Source organism: Dactylosporangium sp. NPDC051484 (assembly GCF_040689395.1).
GTDB lineage: Bacteria > Actinomycetota > Actinomycetes > Mycobacteriales > Micromonosporaceae > Dactylosporangium.
In genome coordinates this window covers 1-17,875 of record NZ_JBFAZX010000003.1, presented here as the reverse complement: position 1 = coordinate 17,875, position 17,875 = coordinate 1, and the positions used below count along the sequence as shown (strand labels likewise).

Genomic DNA, 17,875 nt, shown 5'->3' with positions numbered 1-17,875 from the left:
TGTGCCAGCACCCGGACAAGTTCCGTACTGGCACGTATTCATGCCGCCGGTCGCCGCCGCTACGGTGATGCGATGTACGGGAGGCGGCTGGTGGCGTACCTCGCCGCGGCGGTGGTCCTCGCCTCAGCCGGGTTCGGGGTCCTCCTGGCGACGATCGCCTGGGACTGGGCGGCCACCGTGAAGCTGGCGGTCGGTGTGCCGCTGGGGCTTTCGTCCGTTCTCCTCGGCCTGACCGTCGCCACCCGCCGCCCGCGCAACGTGGTCGGCCTGCTGCTCGTCTGCTCCGGCGCCGCGCTCGTCGGGGTCGTCGTCAGCGAGCTGTACGCGGACGCGCTGACCGCCGACCCGCGCCTGCCGCTCGCGGGCCTCTATGTCGATCTCGTTCGTGGCGCCTGGATGTTGCTGTACGTCCCGCCGGCGCTGTTGTTCCTGCTCGTGCCCGAGGGCCGGGTGCCGGGGCCGCGCTGGCGCTGGGTCGTGATCGGGCTGCTGGTGGTGCCGGTGCTGTTCATCGTGGCGGCGGCCTTCGACCCGACCTCGACGCCGCGGTATCCGGGGGTGCCGAAGGCGTTCCGCGCGCCCCCCGAGGTCCAGGGTGTCATCGAGGGGTTCGCCTTCGCGCTGCTGCCGATCTTCCTCGGCCTGCTCGTCGCGTCGCTCGCTTCGATCGTCGTGCGCTACCGCCGCACCAGCGGCGCCGTCGAGCGGGCACAGCTCAAGTGGTTCGTGCTGGGGGCGAGCTTTCTTCCGATCACGCTGCTGCTGTGCTGGGCCAGCTATCTGGTGTTCGACCGGCCCGAGCTCGGGCTCGCCGGGCTGATCGCGACGTACCTCGCGATCCCGGCGTCGACCACGATCGCGCTGCTCAAGCATGACCTGTACGACGTCGACCGGGCGCTGAGCGCGACGGCGACCTATGCCCTCGTGACGGCGATGCTGCTGGCCTTCTACACGGCGGCGTCGTTCGTGGTCGGTCTCGGCGCGGGCCGGGGCTCCCCGGTGGCCGCCGCGGCGGCGACGGCGGTCTGCGCCGCCGCGCTCGCGCCGATGCGCAACCGGCTGCAGCGGTTCGTCGACCAGCGGCTCTACCCGGCCCGGGAGGCGGCCATGGCCGCGATCGAGGAGCTGCGCCAGCGGACCGACGCGGGCAGCGCCCGGCCCGAGCAGCTGGAGAGCGCGCTGCGCACGGCCCTGCGCGATCCGAGCCTGCGGGTCGGGTACCGGCTGCCCGGGTCGGCCGCGATGCTCGACACGGCGGGGCGCCCGGTGGAGCCGGACCCGGCCCGGCCCGGGCGGTCGGCCCCGGTGCGGCTGGGCGGCAACGAGATCGGCGTCATCGTGGCGGACGGCGGGGCGAGCCGGGAACTGCTCCGCGAGGTGGCGGCGGCCGGTTCGCTGCTGGTCGAGGTCGTCCGGTTGCGGGCGGAGCTGGCCTCGGCGCTGGAGGCGGTGGAGGCCAGCCGGGCCCGGCTGCTGGCGGCGGGATACCAGGAGCGGCGCCGGCTCGAGCGGGACCTTCACGACGGCGCCCAGCAGCGGCTCGTGGCGCTCGGCATGCGCCTGCGGCTGGCCCAGCGCCACCTCGACGACGGCACGGTCGACGTCGACGGCCTGCTCGAACAGTCGGTGGGCGAGCTGGGCAGCGCGGTGGTGGAACTGCGCCAGATCGCGCACGGGCTGCGGCCGAGCAGCCTCGACGACGGGCTGGACCGCGCGCTCGGGGCCATGGTGAGCCAGATGCCGATCCCGGTGACGCTGGACCTGTGCACGGCCGACCCGATCCCCGACGACCTGGCGACGACGGCCTACTACGTGGTCACCGAGGCGGCGACGAACGCCGTCAAGCACGCGCGGCCGACGGCGATCGGGGTCACCGTGCGCCGCGACGCGCAACGGCTGACCGTCCGGGTGCGCGACGACGGCTCCGGTGGCGCGGTCGTCCGTCCCGGGTCCGGCCTGGGAGGTCTGGCCGACCGGGTCGCCGCGGCCGGTGGCCGGCTGCGCGTCGTGAGCCCTGTCGCCGGCGGTACCACGGTGGAAGCGGTGCTGCCGTGCGAATCGTGATCGGTGAGGATTCCGCGCTCTTTCGCGAGGGACTGGCCCGCCTGCTGGCCGATGCGGGACACGAGGTGGTGGAGAAGGCCCACGATGCCCCGTCCCTGCTGCGGGCGGTCGAGCGGGCGCGGCCCGATCTCGCGGTCATCGACATCCGGATGCCTCCCGACGGCACCGACGACGGTGCGCGCGCGGCCCGGCAGATCCGCACGACCCAGCCTCGTTGCGGTATCGTCCTGCTCTCCCAGCACATCGAGACCCGGCACTCGGTCGAACTCGTCACGCACGGCGGGTTCGGCTATCTCCTCAAGGACCGGGTGCTCGACGTCGACGACTTCCTCGACGCGATACGCAGGATCGGCGCCGGCGGCTCCGCCCTCGACCCTGAGGTGGTGCGCCGGCTCGTCGGCGGGCAGCAGGGCGACCGGCTGCTCGCCTCGCTCACCGGGCGTGAGCACGACGTGCTGGCCCTCATGGCCGAGGGCCTGACCAACATCGGCATCGCTCGCCGGCTCTGGCTCGCCGACCGGACGGTGGAGGCGCACGTCAGCTCGATCATGAACAAGCTGGGGCTGCCGATGTCGGACGAGGGTCATCGGCGGGTGCTGGCGGTGCTGGCGTATCTCAATCAGGCCGGTCGGACAGCGACGCCGGACAGCCGTACTTCGCCGGAGGGCTAATCCGGTGCCGGCGCACGCCGGGCGTCCGAGCGGTAGCCGGTGCGGCGCGCAAACCCGTGTCGAACGACCGCCCCGACGGTGCGGATCGTCATGGACAAACGTCCAATGCGACAGAAGCTCGTCGCGAAGTTGCGATCAGAACATCGAAGTCTTGCGCTGGGAGCGCTGGTGCTGGCAGGATTCCGTGCCAGAAGCCGACATATGGTCAGCACCGCCAACCTCGCGTTCGCACGCGTGGGCTGCTCAGTGCCGGTGTGCGGGCCCCGCCCGGCCCGTTGCCCACGCCATGCCCCGAACCGGATCCCAGACGACGCGCACCGGCCGCCGGCCCGACCGCCATCGGGTCCGGTTACCCCACCCTGCCGGGGGCGCGGCGCGTTGCAGTACCGGCCGGGGCGACACCCCGAGGAGTCCACATGGGAGTTTCCCGCCGCTCCGTCATCGCCACCTCGCTCGCCGGTGCCGCCGTCGGCGCGCTGCCGCTCGGCTCGGCCGGCGCCGGCACCGCGTTCGCCGCCAGCCCGCCCGGGGACGTCGTCGGCAAGGTCACCGTCGGCTACCAGGGCTGGTTCGCCTGCATCGGCGACGGCGCCCCGATCAACGGCTGGTGGCACTACAGCCCGAACTGGTCGCAGAGCCCCGCCCCGGGCGCGTGTTCGATCACCTGCTGGCCCGACATGCGCGACTTCACCAAGGGGTACCGCACCAACTTCGCCAACCTCGGCAACGGCCAGCCGGCGAACCTGTTCTCGTCGTACGACCAGCAGACGGTCGACACGCACTTCCGCTGGATGCGGGAGAACGGATGCGACACGGCCGCGCTGCAGCGCTTCAACCCGAACGGGGGCGAGGGCGCGACCCGCGACGCGATGGCCCAAAAGGTGCGGCAGGCGGCCGAGGCCAACGGCCGCAAGTTCTACATCATGTACGACGTCACCTGGTGGCTGACCATGCAGAACGAGATCAAGGCCGACTGGACGAACAAGATGTCCGCCCACACGGCCTCCTCGGCGTACGCCAGGCAGAACGGAAAGCCCGTCGTGTGCATCTGGGGCTTCGGGTTCAACGACGACGGCCGCCCGTTCGCGCCGGCCGCGTGCCTCGACGTGATCAACTGGTTCAAGGCGCAGGGCTGCTACGTGATCGGCGGCGTGCCCACCCACTGGCGCCTGGGCACGGACGACTCGCGGGCCGGGTTCATCGACGTGTACCACGCCTTCAACATGATCTCGCCGTGGATGGTCGGCCGCATCAGCGACAACGCCGGCGCCGACTGGTTCTACACCAACCGCGTGCTGGGCGACCTCGCCGATCTCAACGCCCGCGGGATCGACTACCAGCCATGCGTGATCCCCGGCGACCTCGCCTCCGGCCACCGCCGCCACGGCGAGCTGATGTGGCGGCAGTTCTACAACCACACCCGCGCCGGCGTGCAGAGCGCCTACATCTCGATGTTCGACGAGTTCAACGAGGGCAACCAGATCGCCAAGACCGCCGAGAGCGCGGCCTGGCAGCCCACCAACTCCGGGATGCGCGCCCTCGACGAGGACGGCACCCCGTGCTCGTCCGACTACTACCTGCGCCTGACCAACGACGGCGGCCGGATGCTCAAGGGCCAGATCGCGCTCACCGAGACCCGGTTCACGGTGCCCTTCCCCACCGGCCCCGACCAGACCCCTCCGTCCGTGCCCGGCAACCTGCGCGTCACGGGCACCACGGACACGACGGTCGCGCTCGCCTGGAACGCCTCCACGGACAACGTCGGGGTCGCCGGATACCGCGTCTCGCGGTTGTCGGGCTCCACGAGCACGGTCATCGGTACCACCACGACGCTGGCCTTCACCGTCACCGGCCTGACGGCCTCGACCGCGTACACGTTCACGGTCGCCGCCTTCGACGCGGCCGGCAACGCCTCCGGCGCCTCCAACGCCGTCACCGCGACCACGGCCACGCCGCCGGACAACAACACCAACCTCGCCGCCGGCCGCCCGACGTCCGAGAGCAGCCACACGCAGACGTACGGCAGCGGCAACGTCGTCGACGGCAACACCGGCACCTACTGGGAGAGCGCCAACAACGCGTGGCCGCAGTGGCTGCAGGTCGACCTGGGCGCCGCGACGGCGACGCGCCGTGTCGTGCTGACCCTGCCGCCGCAGTCGTCCTGGGCCACCCGCACGCAGACCCTCTCGGTCAGCGGGAGCACGGACGGCGGGACGTTCACCACGATCGTGGCGTCGGCCGCGTACACCTTCAACCCGGCGACGGGCAACACCGCGACGATCACCTTCCCGTCCGCGGCCACGGCCCGCTACCTGCGGCTGACCTTCACGGCGAACACCGGCTGGCCGGCCGGCCAGTGCTCGGAGTTCCGCGTCTACAACGGCTGAGACGTCCGCGCCCGGTCGCCGCCGACGGCCGGGCGCGGATGGGGCGCAGTGCCCCGGGCCCGACGCCGACGGGCCCAGGGAACGACACCAACCCCGAAACCGGCGGGTGGCGACCAGGCGTCCGGCCGCCACCCGTCGGCTACCCCGTTTACGAGACGGTGAGGATCGCGGCGACGGTCGCCGGGTCGGCGCGCAGGCGTTCCAGCCATTGCACGACGTGGGCGGCCACGGTGCGGTGGGTGCTGTCGTTGAGCGCGTCGTGCCGGCCGTCGCGCACGGTGGCCAGCTCGGCCCGGGCCAGCCGGGCGGCCAGCTCCCGCGCACCGCTGAGCGGCGCGACCAGGTCGGCCCCGCCGTGCACGAGCAGGACGGGCAGGGCGATCGCGGCCGGGTCGACCGCCTCGACGAGCGCCTGCGGCACCGGCTCCGCGAGGGTGCCGCGCTGAAAGCCGCCGTCGGCCTCCAGCCGGGCCCGGTGGGTGGGGCAGGCACTGCGGGCCTCCAGCTCGTCGCCCCAGTCGAGAAAGCCCCGATCCAGGACCTCTCGCTCAAGAACGCCCCGATCCGGAACGCCCTGATCCAGGACGGCCGGGTCCTGGGCGGCCGGGTCCTGGGCGGCCGGGTCCTGGGCGGCCGGGTCCTGGGCGGGCTGGGCCCATGGCACGCCGGCCGCGATCACGCCAGCGGCTGGGACTGTCGCGGCGAGGGCCAGGGCGTACAGGGCGCCGGTGTCGGAGCCGGCCAGCACGAGCGGGGCGACCGCGTCCGCGGCGACGGCGGTCACCGTCTCCGGGGTGGCCGAGCGCACCGCGTAGCCGTCGGCGGCGAGGCGGCGGCCGAAGCGGTCGTACACCCCGGCGTGCTCGCCGCGACCGGGTAACAGCAGGACGGTGCCGCGCACGGCGATCGCGGCCGGCGGGTCCCAGCGGGCGCCGGCGACGACGGGCGCTCCGATCGAGGCGCTGGCAGCGGTGCCGGCGGACGCGCTGGTGGAGGCGGTCACCGGGCACCCGCCGCGACCGGCTCAGCGCTGGACGAGGACGCCGTGGACAAGGCCGGCGTGGACGAGGCGGCGCGGCGGGCGAGCTCCTGGCGTACCAGCGGGAGCAGATGGCGGCCGTAGTCGATGGCGTCGTCGAGCGGGTCGTAGCCGCGGATCAGCAGGGTCGTCACGCCGATGTCGACGTAGTCCAGGAGGGCCTGCGCGACGGTTTCTGGGGTGCCGACGAGCGCGGTCGAGTTGCCGACCGCCCCCGACGCCTTCGCCGTGGCCGTCCACAGTGCACGGTCGTGCAGGTCGCCCTTCGCGGCGGCGGCCAGCAGGCGCTGCGAGCCGACGTTCTGCGGGGGGCCGTCGGTGCCCCAGGACCCCTTCGGCGAGTTGGTGTAGCCGGTCGTGATGGTGTCGAGGATCGCGTGCGCGCGCTCCCACGCGAGCTCCTCGGTCGGGCCGAGGATCGGGCGGAACGAGACGCTGATGCCGGGCTCGTCGGTCCGGCCGGCGGCGACCGCGGCCGCGCGGACCGAGGCGATCTGCTCGGCGGTCTCCTTCAGCGGCTCGCCCCACAGCGCGAAGGTGTCCGCGTGCTTGCCGCCGACCCGGTATGCCGCCTCGGAGGAGCCGCCGAAGTACAGCGGGATCCGGTGCGCCGGCTGGACGTGGGCGGAGAAGTCCGCGAAGCGGTAGTACTTGCCCTCGTAGTCGAACGACTCGGGCGAGGACCAGGCGCGGCGCAGGATCTCCAGGTACTCGTCGGTGCGCGCGTAGCGCTCGTCCTTGCCCAGGTAATCGCCGTCGCGCCGCTGCTCGTGGTCAATGCCGCCGGTGATGACGTGCACCGCGACCCGGCCGCCGCTGAACTGGTCCAGGGTCGCGAACGTGCGCGCGGCGAGGGTGGGCGCGACGAAGCCGGGGCGGTGCGCGACGAGCAGGCCGAGCCGCTCGGTGTGGGCGGCCACGTGGGCGGCGACCTGGCCGCCCTCGGGCCAGCCCGAGCCGTATCCGATGAGGATCCGGTCGAAGCCCGCGTCCTCGTGGGCGCGGGCGAAGCGACGGGTGTACGCCGGGTCGACGACCGGCCCGCTCGGCGCGTGGATCTCGGAGGCGTGCTGCGTGCCGATCATGCCGATGAACTCGACCGAGGTCATGGGTTGCATTCCTTTCCGAACCGGGACAACGCGGCCTTACCGGCCGCGGTCAGGATGGTGTCGTCCTGCGGTGTGTGGATGCGGGCGCAGAGCACGTCGCGCAGGTGCCGTTCGAGGGGGTTGCGCCGGTTGAGGGCGTTGTTGCCGACGAGCGCGACGGCGTCCTGGACGGACTCGATCGCGGCCCGGGTGCCGATCAGCTTGCCGACGGGGGCCCGGCGGATCGCCTCGGGGTCGCCGGCGTCGACACCGCCGGCGAGGGCTCGCACGAGCACCGCGGCCGAGGCGAGCCGGGCCTCGATCTCGCCGACCGCGGCCTCGAACCGCGGCAGCGTGGCCAGCGGCCGGCCGAGCGAGGTGGGAACCCGCTCGTGCAGGAAGCGCACGAGCCAGTCGCGGGCGGCGTTCGCGACGCCGAGGTACATCGCGGTGAGACCGAGGCAGTTCCACGCGAACAGCGTGGCGCCGCGGGCGTCGGGCACCGGCACAGCGAGGTCGATCGTGGCGTCGACCGGCACCCGGACGTCGTCGAGGACCACGTCGTCGCTGCGGCTGGCGCGCAGGCCCAGGTGATCCCACGTGCGCTCGATGCGCAGCCCGGGGCTGCCGCCGCGGACCAGGAACGACCCGACGCGCGGCTCGTCCTCGTCGGTGCGCGCCCAGACCAGCATCCAGGCGAGCGCCTCCCCGCCGGTGGAGAAGATCTTGCGACCGGAGAGCGACCAGCCGTCGGCGACACGCCTGGCGACGGTGGCCGGCAGCCCGCCCCGGGCCGGGCTGCCGAGCTCGGGCTCGACCCGCAGCGCGTTGATGAGGGTCGGCGCGGCCGCCGACTCGGCCAGCACCCGCTGGTAGTACGGCGCCGGCCAGGTCGGCGCGAGCGCCTGCCCGGCGTGGTTGAACAGGGTCATCGCCGTGACGAGCGCGACGGCCGGGTCGCCGGCCCCCAGCGCCGTGAGGATTTCGACGGTACGGCCGAGCCCGGCACCCGGCCCGCCGTAGCGGGCGGCGACGGTCTCGGTGAGCAGGCCGTGCTGGTGCACGAGCGCGACGCCCTCGTGCGGGAAGGTGGCCTCGCGGTCGTGCTCCTCGGCGCGCGCCGCGAGCTGTGCGGTGATGGCGGCAAGGTCGGTCATGCCGGAACCTCCGCCAGGTCGCCCGCGCCGGCGCCGAGGCGAGCCCGCCAGGTGCCGGCGTGATGGCAGGCGACCGCGCGGTCACCGTCCACACTCGACAGTTCCGGCGCGGTGGCGCACTCGGCGGTGGCGAAGGGGCACCTGACCGCGTACACGCACCCGCCGGGGTGCGTCATGCCGTCGCCGGTGCCGCGCAGCCGGGCGGCCGGGACCGGGTGCTCGCGGCGCACGCTGGGCGAGGAGGCGGCCAGCAGCGCCGTGTACGGATGGCGCGGCGCGGTGAGCACGTCCTGGATCGGGCCGTGCTCGACGAGGCGGCCGCCGTAGAGCACGGCGACCCGGTCGGCGATGCCCGCGAGGGAGCTCAGGTCGTGCGTGATGACCACGACGCTCACGCCGGCGGTGTTGCGCAGGCCGGCGAGCAGCCGCAGGACGTGGTTGCGGTTGGAGGCGTCCAGCGCCGAGACCGGCTCGTCGCACAGCAGCAGCCGGGGACCGACGGCCAAGGCGCGGGCGAGCAGGACACGCTGGCGCTGGCCACCGGAGATCTCGCCGGGCCGGCGCGACGCGAGGGCCGGGTCGAGGCCGACGCGGGTCAGCGCGGCGGCGACCTGCTCGGCGATCTCGCCCGGGCGCCGTCCACCGGCGACAGCGAGGCCCTCCCCCACCGCGGCCGCCACGGTGTGCTGCGGGTCGAGGGCGCGCAGCGGGTCCTGGAAGATGTACTGCAGCGCCCCGGTGCGCCGCCACGCGCGCAGGGCCCGGCCACGCAGGGCGGTGAGTTCGGCGCCGTCGAAGGCGATCCGGCCGCCGCGCACGGGAGCGAGCCCGGCCACGGCGCGGGCGAGCGTGGTCTTGCCGGACCCGGTCTCGCCGATGATGCCGAGGATCTCGCCGGCACGCACGGCCAGGCTCACCCCGTCGAGCACCCGGTGCCGGTCGTACTCGACGGTCAGGTCCTGAATGTCCAGCAGCGCGTTCATGCGCCCACCAGTGCCAGCTCGGCGGCCCGGTGGCAGCGCACGGTCCGGCCGTCCACGGTGGACAGTGGCACCGGCGTGCCGCACCGCTCGGTGAAGTGTGCGCAGCGCTCGGCGAAGCGGCAGCCGGTGGAGAAGGCGCCGAGCTCGGGCGGGCGGCCGGGAATCACCTCCAGGTCACGGCGGCGCCAGTCGCCCAGGGACGCGACGCGCAGCAGCGCCTCGGTGTACGGGTGCCGGGGGTTGGCGATGACCTCGTCGGTCGGGCCGTGCTCGACGATCTCGCCGGCGTAGAAGACCGCGACCCGGTCGCAGACCTCGGCGACGACGGCGAGGTCGTGGCTGACCAGCAGCAGGGCCAGGCCGCGCTCCTCGCGCAGCTGCCGTAGCAGGTCGAGCACCTCGGCCTGCACGGCCGGGTCGAGCGCGGTGGTGGCCTCGTCGGCGACGAGCAGGTCGGGCCGCCCGGCGACGGCGATGGCGATGAGGGTGCGCTGCAGCATGCCGCCGGACAGCTCGTGCGGGTACTGGTCGAAGACGGCCGGGGCACGGCGGATGCCCATCGCCTCAAGCAGCGCGACGGCGGCGGCGCGGGTCTCGCCGCGGGGCAGGCCACGCTTGAGGCGCAGCTGCTCGGCGAGCTGGCGGCCGACGGTCAGCGAGGGGTTGAGGTACGAGGCCGGGTCCTGGAAGACCGCGGCGATCCGGTTGCCGCGGACGCGGTCCCAGCCCCGGCGGTCCAGTGCGGTCAGGTCGGTGTCGCCGAGCGCGATCCGGCCGCGGGAGACGGCGACGCCGGGCGGGAGCACGCCGAGCACGGCCCGGCAGGTGAGGGTCTTGCCGGAGCCCGACTCGCCGACGAGGCCGAGCGACTCGCCCCGGCCGACGGTGAGGGAGACCTGGCGTACCGCCTCCAGATCCCCGCCGACGGTCAGGTGCAGGTCTTCAACGCGCAACACGGAGCGTCCCCCTGTCGTCGGCGAGGGTGTTGAGCGCGGCGACGGTGAGCGCGATGAGCGCGGCCGGAATGACCGGCGCCCACGGCTGCTGGGCGAGGAAGCCCAGGTCGCTGGCGAGGACGCCGCCCCAGGTCGGCGCGGGCGGCTGGACGCCGATGCCGAGGAACGACAGCGACGACACGGCCAGCAGCGCGCCGCCGGTGGCCTGGGCGGCGGTGACGGCGACGGTCGGCAGGACCTTGCCCCAGACGTGGGTGCGCAGGATCCGGCTGCGGGAGGCGCCGAAGAGCTCGGCGGCCTCGACGTACTGCGCCCGGGTGAGCGCGAGCCCGGCGGCCCGGGTGACGCGGAAGAACAGGGGCGCGAACAGCATGCCGATCGCGATCATCGCCTGGGTGAGGCCGTTGCCGAGGATGCCGGTGACGGCCACCGCGAACACGATGAACGGCAGGGTCATCAGCGCGTCCACGGCGCGCAGCAGCACCCATTCAACGCCGCGGCCGAGCCACAGCGAGGCCAGGCCGGGCACCACGCCGAGCAACAGCCCGACGCCGACGCTCTCCACGGCGGCGGCGACCGTGGTGCCGGTGCCGGCGAGCAGCCGGCTGAACACGTCGCGGCCGAGGTAGTCGGTGCCGAACGGGTGCGCCCAGGTGGGCGCGTGCAGGGCCAGGTCGGGGTCCTGCGCCAGCGGGTCGTGCGGGGCCAGCAGGCCGCCGGCGACGGCCAGCAGCGCGACGACGGCGAGCGCGGCGAGCGCGAGGCGCCTCATGACCGCCGCCCCTGCGGGGTGAGGCGCAGCAGCGCCATGTTGACGAGGGTGTTGCAGAGCAGCACGACGGTAACGGTGACGAGCAGGGTGCCCTGGATGAGCGGCACGTCGTGCTGCGCGGCGGCCTGCAGGGTCAGCTGGGCCACGCCCGGCAGGTTGAAGATCTTCTCGGTGACGACGGCGCCGCCGAGGACGATCGGCACGCCGATGCCGAGCACGGTGACGGCGGGGCCGATCGCGTTGCGCAGCGCGTGGCGGAACAGCACCCGCCGGGCTCCGAGGCCGCGCACCACGGCTCCGGTGACGTAGTTCTCGCCGAGCTGCGCGACGAGGGAGGTGCGCAGCTGCCGGGCGATGGACGCGGCGATGTCGAGGCTGAGCGCGAGCGCTGGCAGGATCGCGAAGCGCAGCCAGGGCAGCAAGCCGTGCTCCAGGCCCACGTAGCCGCCGGCGGGCAGCACCTTGAGCAGCACGGAGAAGATCACCACGAGGCCGATGCCGACCACGAACGGCGGCAGCGTGCCCAGCGCGGAGGCGACGACGGTGACGGCCCGGTCGAGCCGGCCACCCCGGCGCAGCGCGGCGCCGATCCCCGCCGAGCCGCCCAGCAGCACGGCGAGGAGCACGGCCAGGACGGCGAGCGCCAGATCCACGGGCAGCGCGGCGAAGATGCTGTCGGCGACGGGGATCGTGGTGAAGTACGAGCGGCCGAGGTCGCCGGTGAGGGCGCTGCCGAGCCAGTCGAGGTACTGCACGAGGAACGGCCGGTCGAGCCCGAACTCGTGGTTCATCCGTGCGATGTCGGCCGGGGTCGCGGTCTCGCCGAGCACGGCCGCGGCCGGGTTGCTCGGCGACAGCGCGCCGAGCCCGAACGTGAGCAGCGAGGAGAACAGGAACACGACGACCGGCGTGGCCAGCGCGCCGATCCGGCCCCGGCGGCGCCGCGGCCGGGCGGGCGCCGGCGCGGGCGCCCGGGCCGGCGCCTGCGGACGATCGAGCAACGTGGTCATGACACTGTCACGCCTTCGAAGCGCTGCACGGCGGTGAACTCGGGGATGGCGGAGACGCCCCCACGGCGGGCGAGGATGCGCGGGACGGTGTAGAGGAAGACGTTGGGCATGGTGCGCACGGCGATCGCCGTCGCCTCCTGCAGCACGCTGGCGTACTTCGGGTCGTTCAGCGGCGTGCGGCTCACCTTCGCCAGGGCGTCGGCGAGCTCCGGCGGCTGGACCCGGCCCGGGTTCATCAGGCCCTCCTTGCCGAACAGCACCTGGAAGGCCTGCACCGCGGAGTCGCGCCCGGCGAACTGGTCGACGGACAGTGCCCGCGAGTGCTGCACGTACACCAGCTGGGTGAACTGGGTCTGCGGGATCACCTCGATGGTCGGCTTGAACCCGGCGGCCTGCAGCTGGGACTGCAGCTGCTCGGCCCCGCCGGCCGCGGCGGGGGTGGTGGTGATGACCAGTTCGACCGGCGCACCCTGGTAGGAGGACTCGGCGAGCAGTTGCTTGGCCTTGTCCGGTTGGTAGGCGAAGATGCCGTCCAGCGCCGGGTTATACCCCGCGTAGCCCTTCGGGAAGGGCTGGTAGGTGACCTCGCCGTGGCCGAACTGCGCGGTCTTGAGCAGCGCGGCGCGGTCCACTGCGTAGTGCAGCGCCTCGACGACCTTCGGGTCGTCGAACGGCTTCTTGCCGATGTTGACGTCGAGGGTGGCGACGACGAGGGACGGGATGACCTGGACCTGCAGGCCGGCCGCCCGGGCCGCCTCGACCTGGCTGCCGGGGATCTGGGCGACGTCGTACTGCCCGGACTGCAGGGCGGCGACGACGGTGGCCGCCTCCGGCAGCGGGTATGCCTCGAACCCCTGCAGCTTGATGCTGGCCGCGTCCCAGTAGGCGGGGTTGCGGGCCAGCACCGCCTTGGCGTTCTGGGTGTAGGACGTGAGCGTGAACGGTCCGGCGCCGACGGGCTTGGTGGCGAGGGCGTCGGGCGCGGTGGTGAACGCCGCCGGGCTCACGATCATGCCGGTCTTGCCGGCGAGCAGGTTGGGGATCTGGAAGTCCGGGACGCCGAGCCTGATGATGACGGTACCGCTGTCCGGCGCCGCGATCTCCTTGACGTTGACCAGCTGCGGGCCGACGAGCGACTTGGGGAAGTCGCGGCCGCGCTCGAGGCTCTTCTTGACCGCGGCGGCGTCCAGCGGCGTGCCGTCGCTGAACGTGAGGCCGGGCCGCAGGGTGAAGGTGACCTCGGTGCCGTCGTCGTTGTACTTCCAGCCGGTGGCCAGGGCCGCGACCGCGGTGCCCTGCTCGTCGAGCTTGGTGAGCCCGGCGTAGACCAGCGACAGCACGTGCACGTCCCAGCCGGCCGACGAGGTGACCGGGTCCCAGCTGGTGGGCAGGGCCCAGCCCCACTTGAGGGTGCCGCCCGCCCCGCCCGCGGTACCGGGGCCGGTGGTGCCGTCGCCGCACGCGGCGAGCAGTGTCGCGGCGCTCAGCGCGGCGCCCAGGCCGAGGAACGACCGGCGGCTCAGATCGACAGAGGAGTTCATGAGGGCGGATGCCTTTCGAGCGCATGAGGGTGCACGGAAGCGCACCCGCCGGAGGCGGGCGCGGGGAGGATCGAGGTGCGCCGGGGAATGACCTATCGACAGAGAGCGCTGGCCGTGCGCCGGAAATCGACGTAGCGACGCGCCACGCCGGGGTGGGTCGGGGTCATGGCCTCATCATGCGGAGGCGCCACAACTCTCGTCAATAGACATCGAGATGTGTCCTATTTATCGAGATGAACCCGATGGGTTTGATAGGGAATTAGCGACCGCGCGTGGCAGGATGCGTGGCGGCCTCGTCCAGATCCAGGAACACCGATCCGCCCGGGGTGCACACCTCCACGGCGCCCTGCGGCGGGACGTCGGCGCCCAGCAGTAGGCGGATCTCCGGCCCGGTGAGGCTACGGTGGGCGGCCAGGTCCCCGGTCGGCGCCGCCGCGCGCACGCACCCCGGCGCGACCCCCTCCGCGGCCTCCAGATAGCCGGTGAGGGGCCGCCAGCCCGGCACGATCGCGCGCCCACGAGGTCCGGTGAGCACGATGGTGGGAAACCCGTAGCGCCGGCCGCCTCGCGCCGGCTTGGCGGCGCCCGGGTGCGGGCCCGGCCCGGTGAGCCCGACCACCTCCGGGTCGGGGCGGCGGGCCTCGCGCCGGTCTCGGCCCAGCGCCTGCGCGGTCCGCCGCGCGCGCATCTGCTCGGCGAGCCGCGCGACGTCCAGGCCCGGCACGCCTTGAGCGGCGGACAGCACCCGATCCTCGGTGTCGGCCGGCTCCCCGAGGACGAAGACGGTCTCACGCAGCCGGCGCAGCACCCGGTCGGCGACCGCGCTCCCCTGCTCCAGCGCCGCCAGCGCCGCCAGCGACGACGGCCGGCTCGACAGCGCGACCCGCTCCAGCACCGCGGGCCACGGCGCGCCGGTGTGCCCGCAGATCTCCTGAAGCTGCCGGTGGTACCACCTGGTCTCCGCCGCCGGGTCCGGCGCGGGATCGTCGCCGTCGTCGAAGAGGACGCCGAACACGCGGCGCCAGGCCGCACCGGCGAGGACCGCGCGCAGGTAGCGGAACGTCGGCTCCGAACCCCACGCCCACGGGCACATGGGGTCGGTGTACTCGACGACCGACAAACCCGTCACGGGCGCTCGACCGGCGCCCACAAGCTCGGCAGGTTGACGACGACGCCCTCCTGGCTGCTGCGGGCGATGACGACCACGGCCTCCTCGGCGCCCGGGTTCTCCTCGCGATGGGGCACGTACGGCGGAACGAAGATGTAGTCGCCGGGCTCGGTCTCCAGGCGCACCTCGCCGTCGCCCTCGGCGAAGACGAAGACCGGGTGGCCGGAGACGACGTAGATGGCGGTCTCGGCCTCGCCGTGGTGGTGGTCGCCGGAGTTGGTGGCCGGGGCGACGTGGGTGCGGCCCATCCACAGCTTGTCCGAGCCGACCGTCTTGCCGGAGATCGCCTCCAGCCGCGTCATACCCGACGTCTGCCGGGTGTCGCCGCTCAGCTGCGCGCCCTTGATGTGGCGCAGCGGGGCATGCCAGTGGTCGGTCATGCGGATCTCCTTCTCGTGGCGCCCGGGCGGGCGCTGCTGTCAAGAGTGGTCAGGCACGCGCGGGCACCAGGCCGAGCAGGGTCGCGGCCGGCGCAGGGGGCGCCTCGGTCAGCAGGTCCGCGAGCGTCACGCCGGTGAGGATCTCCTCCGTGCGCGCCTGGATGGCCCGCCACACCGCCGTCACCGCGGGCGCCCGGGTCACGTCGGCCGGGTCGTGCGGGCTCGCGCCGTGCACGGTGAGCAGTTCGCCGTCGACGGCGCCGACCACGTCGGCGAGGGTGATGTCGGCGGCGGCGCGGCTCAGCCAGTAGCCGCCCTCGCAGCCACGCTGGCTGCGCACCAGGCCGGCGCGGCGCAGGTCGCGCATGACCGACTTGAGGAAACGGTACGGAATGTGCTGCGCCGCGGCGATCCCCTCGCACACCAGCGGGCGGCCCGCGTCCGCGGCCAGTTCGACCATGGCGCGGATCGCGTAGTCCGCCTTCGCCGAGATGCGCATCGCGGCACGTCCTCCAGCAGCGGGAGTGGTTGGCCGGAAAACCATAGCAAGGCGCTCTGGTTTATATCCATTGTCTCCGGCGGTACGACCGCGATGCGTCGCGCGGCTCAGGCCTCCGCCACGAGCGCCTCCACCACGAATGCCTCCATCTGGCGCAGCAGCTCGCGCAGCTCAGGCAGCGACAGGTACCGGGTGTCGACGTCCACGATCATCCGTACCACGGCCGGCACGTCCTCGACGGTGACCATGAGCTTGGGACCCAGCGACGGCAGCGGCTGCTCCGAGACCACCCGGGTCTCGGCGAGCGCCGAGCGCACCTCGTCGTGCCCGGCCGGCGCGGGCCCGCCGTCCGGAGGCCGCGCGGTGCGCCGGTCGTTGTACAGGCAGGTCAGGTCGAGGTGCTCGCCGCGCTCCTGGGCGATCCGCTCGGTGAGCTCCGCCCGGGCCTCGGGGTCGTAGTAGGCGTACTTGGACGCGCTCATCGACGCCGCCCGGGCCCGGGCCACCGCCTCGACGACGGAGACCCCGGCGACGTCGAGCACACACAGCCCGTCCTGGGTCACCGGGCTCACCACGTCGCGCAGCGCCGGCCGGAACCGGTTGCTGATGATCCCGATCGCGACGAACGGCCCGCCGCTGGGCAGCACCCGCTCCAGCCCGGCGGCGAACGCCGCGAGCAGCACCCACGCCGGGTCGGCGCCGAGCCGGGCCGACACCGCGTCGGAGGCCAGGTGCATCGCCCGCGACTGCCACCGCATCCGGCAGTACGTCGGCTCGCCCCGCTCCACCGGCCCCCGGAACAGGCTGGCCGGGATCGTGCGCAGGTGCGACTCCCAGTAGCGCATCGCCGACGCGGTCTGCCGCGCCAGGGCCGGCTCCCGCTGCCGGCGCGCCAAGTCCAGCGGTTGCGGCGCCTCATACGGCCCGGCCGGCTGCCCCGTCACCGGGTCGCGCTCGGCCAGCTCGCGCAGCATCACCGCGATCCCGCCGAGGTCCGCCGCGATGTGGCAGATCAGCACGACGACGTGGGTGACGGCCCCGTCGTGGCGGACCGCACCCATGCGCAGCGGCCACTCCTCGGCGTAGTCGAACTTGCGCTCGCGCCACTCGGCGGCCAGCGCCTCGGCCACCGCCGCCGCGTCCGCGTCGCCGGCGGTGTCGACGACCTCCAGCACGGCCTCCCCGGACGCGAACACCTCCTGCGTCACCGTGCCGTCGCCGGAGAACCGCAGCAGTGTCCGCAACGCCGCGTATCGGCTCATGAAGAAGCGCAGTTCCCCGGCGATGTCCTCGACGGTCCGCCCGTCGGTGACGGCGACGGCGCCGCCCATGCTCATCGACGAGTCGCTCCCCGTCATCGCCGCCCAGACCTGCTGCTGCCCCCAGGCCAGCGGGCCGGTCCCGGCGCCGGGCCCCTCGAACGGGACGATGATCCGCTCCACCAATTCCGGTCCGCTCCCAGGTCCCAACGCATGTCCGGCATCGCTGCCGTGGATGCTGGCATACTGCCCCGGCCCTGGGAACCGCCGTTCGGCGGGTGTTCGCCGACTTTCATCGCCAGTTGTTCCATGACCCGCAGGAAGCGGGCCGGGCCGCTCCCGCGCCGTGTTCTCAGCCAGGGTTCAGCTGGCACGGGTGAGACTGTCCGGTATGCGGGTGCGACGGGTCCTGGTAAGGCTGGCGCGGGCCGTGGCCGGGCGGTGCGGGCCGGGTCTCGCCCTGCGGCGCTGCGCCTCGGCGACGGGGGTGACGCGCGCCGCGTGCGTCGTCGCGCCGCGCGGACGCCGGCCCGGGCGGCGGTACGAGGCGAGCCGGCGCCCGCGCGGACGCTGGATCTGATCCGCGGGAAACCCGGCGGCAGATTCGTCCCGTGCAGCGGCGCGGTTTCGGACATCGGCGGCTGCCGCGGCATAGCCACCACCCACCCACGCCGGACCACCCTGCGGCTGCCCCAGCCAACGGGCCTCTACGCCGCCCGACAAACCTGTCGACACCAGCGGCCTCGCGCGGCTGACGGTCCTGCCGGCCGCGGCGTCTGGACGCGATCTGAGAAGATCAGCCTGTGCTAGGGCCTGTCTGATGGATCATGGTTGACGGCGGTCGGGTTTCGCGCGGAGCCAGATGATGATCGAGGCGATCCCGACCGTTGCCTCGTAACGG

At 73.7% G+C, this 17,875-nt stretch carries 15 protein-coding genes; 3 read left to right on the top strand and 12 right to left on the bottom strand.

Annotated features, from left to right (window positions below; genetic code table 11):
* The first annotated feature begins 72 nt into the window (after positions 1-72).
* From AB0367_RS06390 to AB0367_RS06380, 3 genes are all read left to right on the top strand, one after another.
* A complete protein-coding gene (locus AB0367_RS06390; protein WP_366225145.1) occupies positions 73-2,064 on the top strand; it encodes a histidine kinase in 1,992 nt (663 codons plus the stop codon).
* A complete protein-coding gene (locus AB0367_RS06385; protein ID WP_366225144.1) occupies positions 2,052-2,735 on the top strand; it encodes a response regulator transcription factor in 684 nt (227 codons plus the stop codon). Before AB0367_RS06390 ends, AB0367_RS06385 begins: the two co-directional genes overlap by 13 nt.
* A 416-nt stretch (positions 2,736-3,151) precedes the next feature.
* A complete protein-coding gene (locus tag AB0367_RS06380) occupies positions 3,152-5,122 on the top strand; it encodes a discoidin domain-containing protein (RefSeq protein WP_366225143.1) in 1,971 nt (656 codons plus the stop codon).
* A 148-nt stretch (positions 5,123-5,270) separates the two neighbouring features.
* Here AB0367_RS06380 and AB0367_RS06375 read toward each other — a convergent pair whose 3' ends face one another.
* From AB0367_RS06375 to AB0367_RS06320, 12 genes are all read right to left on the bottom strand, one after another.
* Positions 5,271-6,125 (bottom strand): alpha/beta hydrolase, encoded by an 855-nt coding sequence (locus AB0367_RS06375; RefSeq protein WP_366225141.1) that lies wholly within the window; start codon positions 6,123-6,125, stop codon positions 5,271-5,273.
* On the bottom strand, positions 6,122-7,270 hold the full coding sequence (locus AB0367_RS06370; RefSeq protein ID WP_366225140.1) for an LLM class flavin-dependent oxidoreductase: 1,149 nt from the start codon (positions 7,268-7,270) through the stop codon (positions 6,122-6,124). The genes AB0367_RS06375 and AB0367_RS06370 overlap by 4 nt, the downstream gene beginning before the upstream one ends.
* Positions 7,267-8,406: an acyl-CoA dehydrogenase family protein gene (locus AB0367_RS06365; protein ID WP_366225139.1), complete on the bottom strand. Its 1,140-nt coding sequence runs from the start codon at positions 8,404-8,406 to the stop codon at positions 7,267-7,269. The genes AB0367_RS06370 and AB0367_RS06365 overlap by 4 nt, the downstream gene beginning before the upstream one ends.
* Positions 8,403-9,389, bottom strand: coding sequence for an ABC transporter ATP-binding protein (locus AB0367_RS06360; protein WP_366225138.1), 987 nt, complete (start codon positions 9,387-9,389; stop codon positions 8,403-8,405). Before AB0367_RS06360 ends, AB0367_RS06365 begins: the two co-directional genes overlap by 4 nt.
* Positions 9,386-10,345, bottom strand: coding sequence for an ABC transporter ATP-binding protein (locus AB0367_RS06355; RefSeq protein ID WP_366225137.1), 960 nt, complete (start codon positions 10,343-10,345; stop codon positions 9,386-9,388). Before AB0367_RS06355 ends, AB0367_RS06360 begins: the two co-directional genes overlap by 4 nt.
* Complete coding sequence (locus AB0367_RS06350; RefSeq protein ID WP_366225136.1) at positions 10,332-11,117, bottom strand: ABC transporter permease; 786 nt, start codon at positions 11,115-11,117, stop codon at positions 10,332-10,334. The genes AB0367_RS06355 and AB0367_RS06350 overlap by 14 nt, the downstream gene beginning before the upstream one ends.
* Positions 11,114-12,127 (bottom strand): ABC transporter permease, encoded by a 1,014-nt coding sequence (locus AB0367_RS06345; protein WP_366225135.1) that lies wholly within the window; start codon positions 12,125-12,127, stop codon positions 11,114-11,116. Before AB0367_RS06345 ends, AB0367_RS06350 begins: the two co-directional genes overlap by 4 nt.
* On the bottom strand, positions 12,124-13,668 hold the full coding sequence (locus tag AB0367_RS06340) for an ABC transporter substrate-binding protein (RefSeq protein WP_366225134.1): 1,545 nt from the start codon (positions 13,666-13,668) through the stop codon (positions 12,124-12,126). Before AB0367_RS06340 ends, AB0367_RS06345 begins: the two co-directional genes overlap by 4 nt.
* A gap of 259 nt (positions 13,669-13,927) precedes the next feature.
* Complete coding sequence (locus AB0367_RS06335) at positions 13,928-14,797, bottom strand: hypothetical protein (RefSeq protein WP_366225133.1); 870 nt, start codon at positions 14,795-14,797, stop codon at positions 13,928-13,930.
* Positions 14,794-15,216, bottom strand: a complete 423-nt coding sequence (locus AB0367_RS06330) for a cupin domain-containing protein (protein WP_366225132.1) — start codon at positions 15,214-15,216, stop codon at positions 14,794-14,796. Before AB0367_RS06330 ends, AB0367_RS06335 begins: the two co-directional genes overlap by 4 nt.
* Before the next feature lie 49 nt (positions 15,217-15,265).
* A complete protein-coding gene (locus AB0367_RS06325) occupies positions 15,266-15,715 on the bottom strand; it encodes an Rrf2 family transcriptional regulator (protein ID WP_366225131.1) in 450 nt (149 codons plus the stop codon).
* Positions 15,716-15,822: 107 nt separating this feature from the next.
* A complete protein-coding gene (locus AB0367_RS06320; protein WP_366225605.1) occupies positions 15,823-17,157 on the bottom strand; it encodes a condensation domain-containing protein in 1,335 nt (444 codons plus the stop codon).
* Positions 17,158-17,875: the final 718 nt, after the last annotated feature.

Bases quoted from the DNA above. Each gene is read 5' to 3' on its own strand.
- AB0367_RS06370 (WP_366225140.1), bottom strand. From the start codon at position 7,270: ATGACCTCGGTCGAGTTCATCGGCATGATCGGCACGCAGCACGCCTCC.
- AB0367_RS06365 (WP_366225139.1), bottom strand. From the start codon at position 8,406: ATGACCGACCTTGCCGCCATCACCGCACAGCTCGCGGCGCGCGCCGAG.
- AB0367_RS06340 (WP_366225134.1), bottom strand. From the start codon at position 13,668: ATGAACTCCTCTGTCGATCTGAGCCGCCGGTCGTTCCTCGGCCTGGGC.
- AB0367_RS06330 (WP_366225132.1), bottom strand. From the start codon at position 15,216: ATGACCGACCACTGGCATGCCCCGCTGCGCCACATCAAGGGCGCGCAG.
- AB0367_RS06345 (WP_366225135.1), bottom strand. From the start codon at position 12,127: ATGACCACGTTGCTCGATCGTCCGCAGGCGCCGGCCCGGGCGCCCGCG.
- AB0367_RS06360 (WP_366225138.1), bottom strand. From the start codon at position 9,389: ATGAACGCGCTGCTGGACATTCAGGACCTGACCGTCGAGTACGACCGG.
- AB0367_RS06350 (WP_366225136.1), bottom strand. From the start codon at position 11,117: ATGAGGCGCCTCGCGCTCGCCGCGCTCGCCGTCGTCGCGCTGCTGGCC.
- AB0367_RS06390 (WP_366225145.1), top strand. From the start codon at position 73: ATGTACGGGAGGCGGCTGGTGGCGTACCTCGCCGCGGCGGTGGTCCTC.
- AB0367_RS06325 (WP_366225131.1), bottom strand. From the start codon at position 15,715: ATGCGCATCTCGGCGAAGGCGGACTACGCGATCCGCGCCATGGTCGAA.
- AB0367_RS06380 (WP_366225143.1), top strand. From the start codon at position 3,152: ATGGGAGTTTCCCGCCGCTCCGTCATCGCCACCTCGCTCGCCGGTGCC.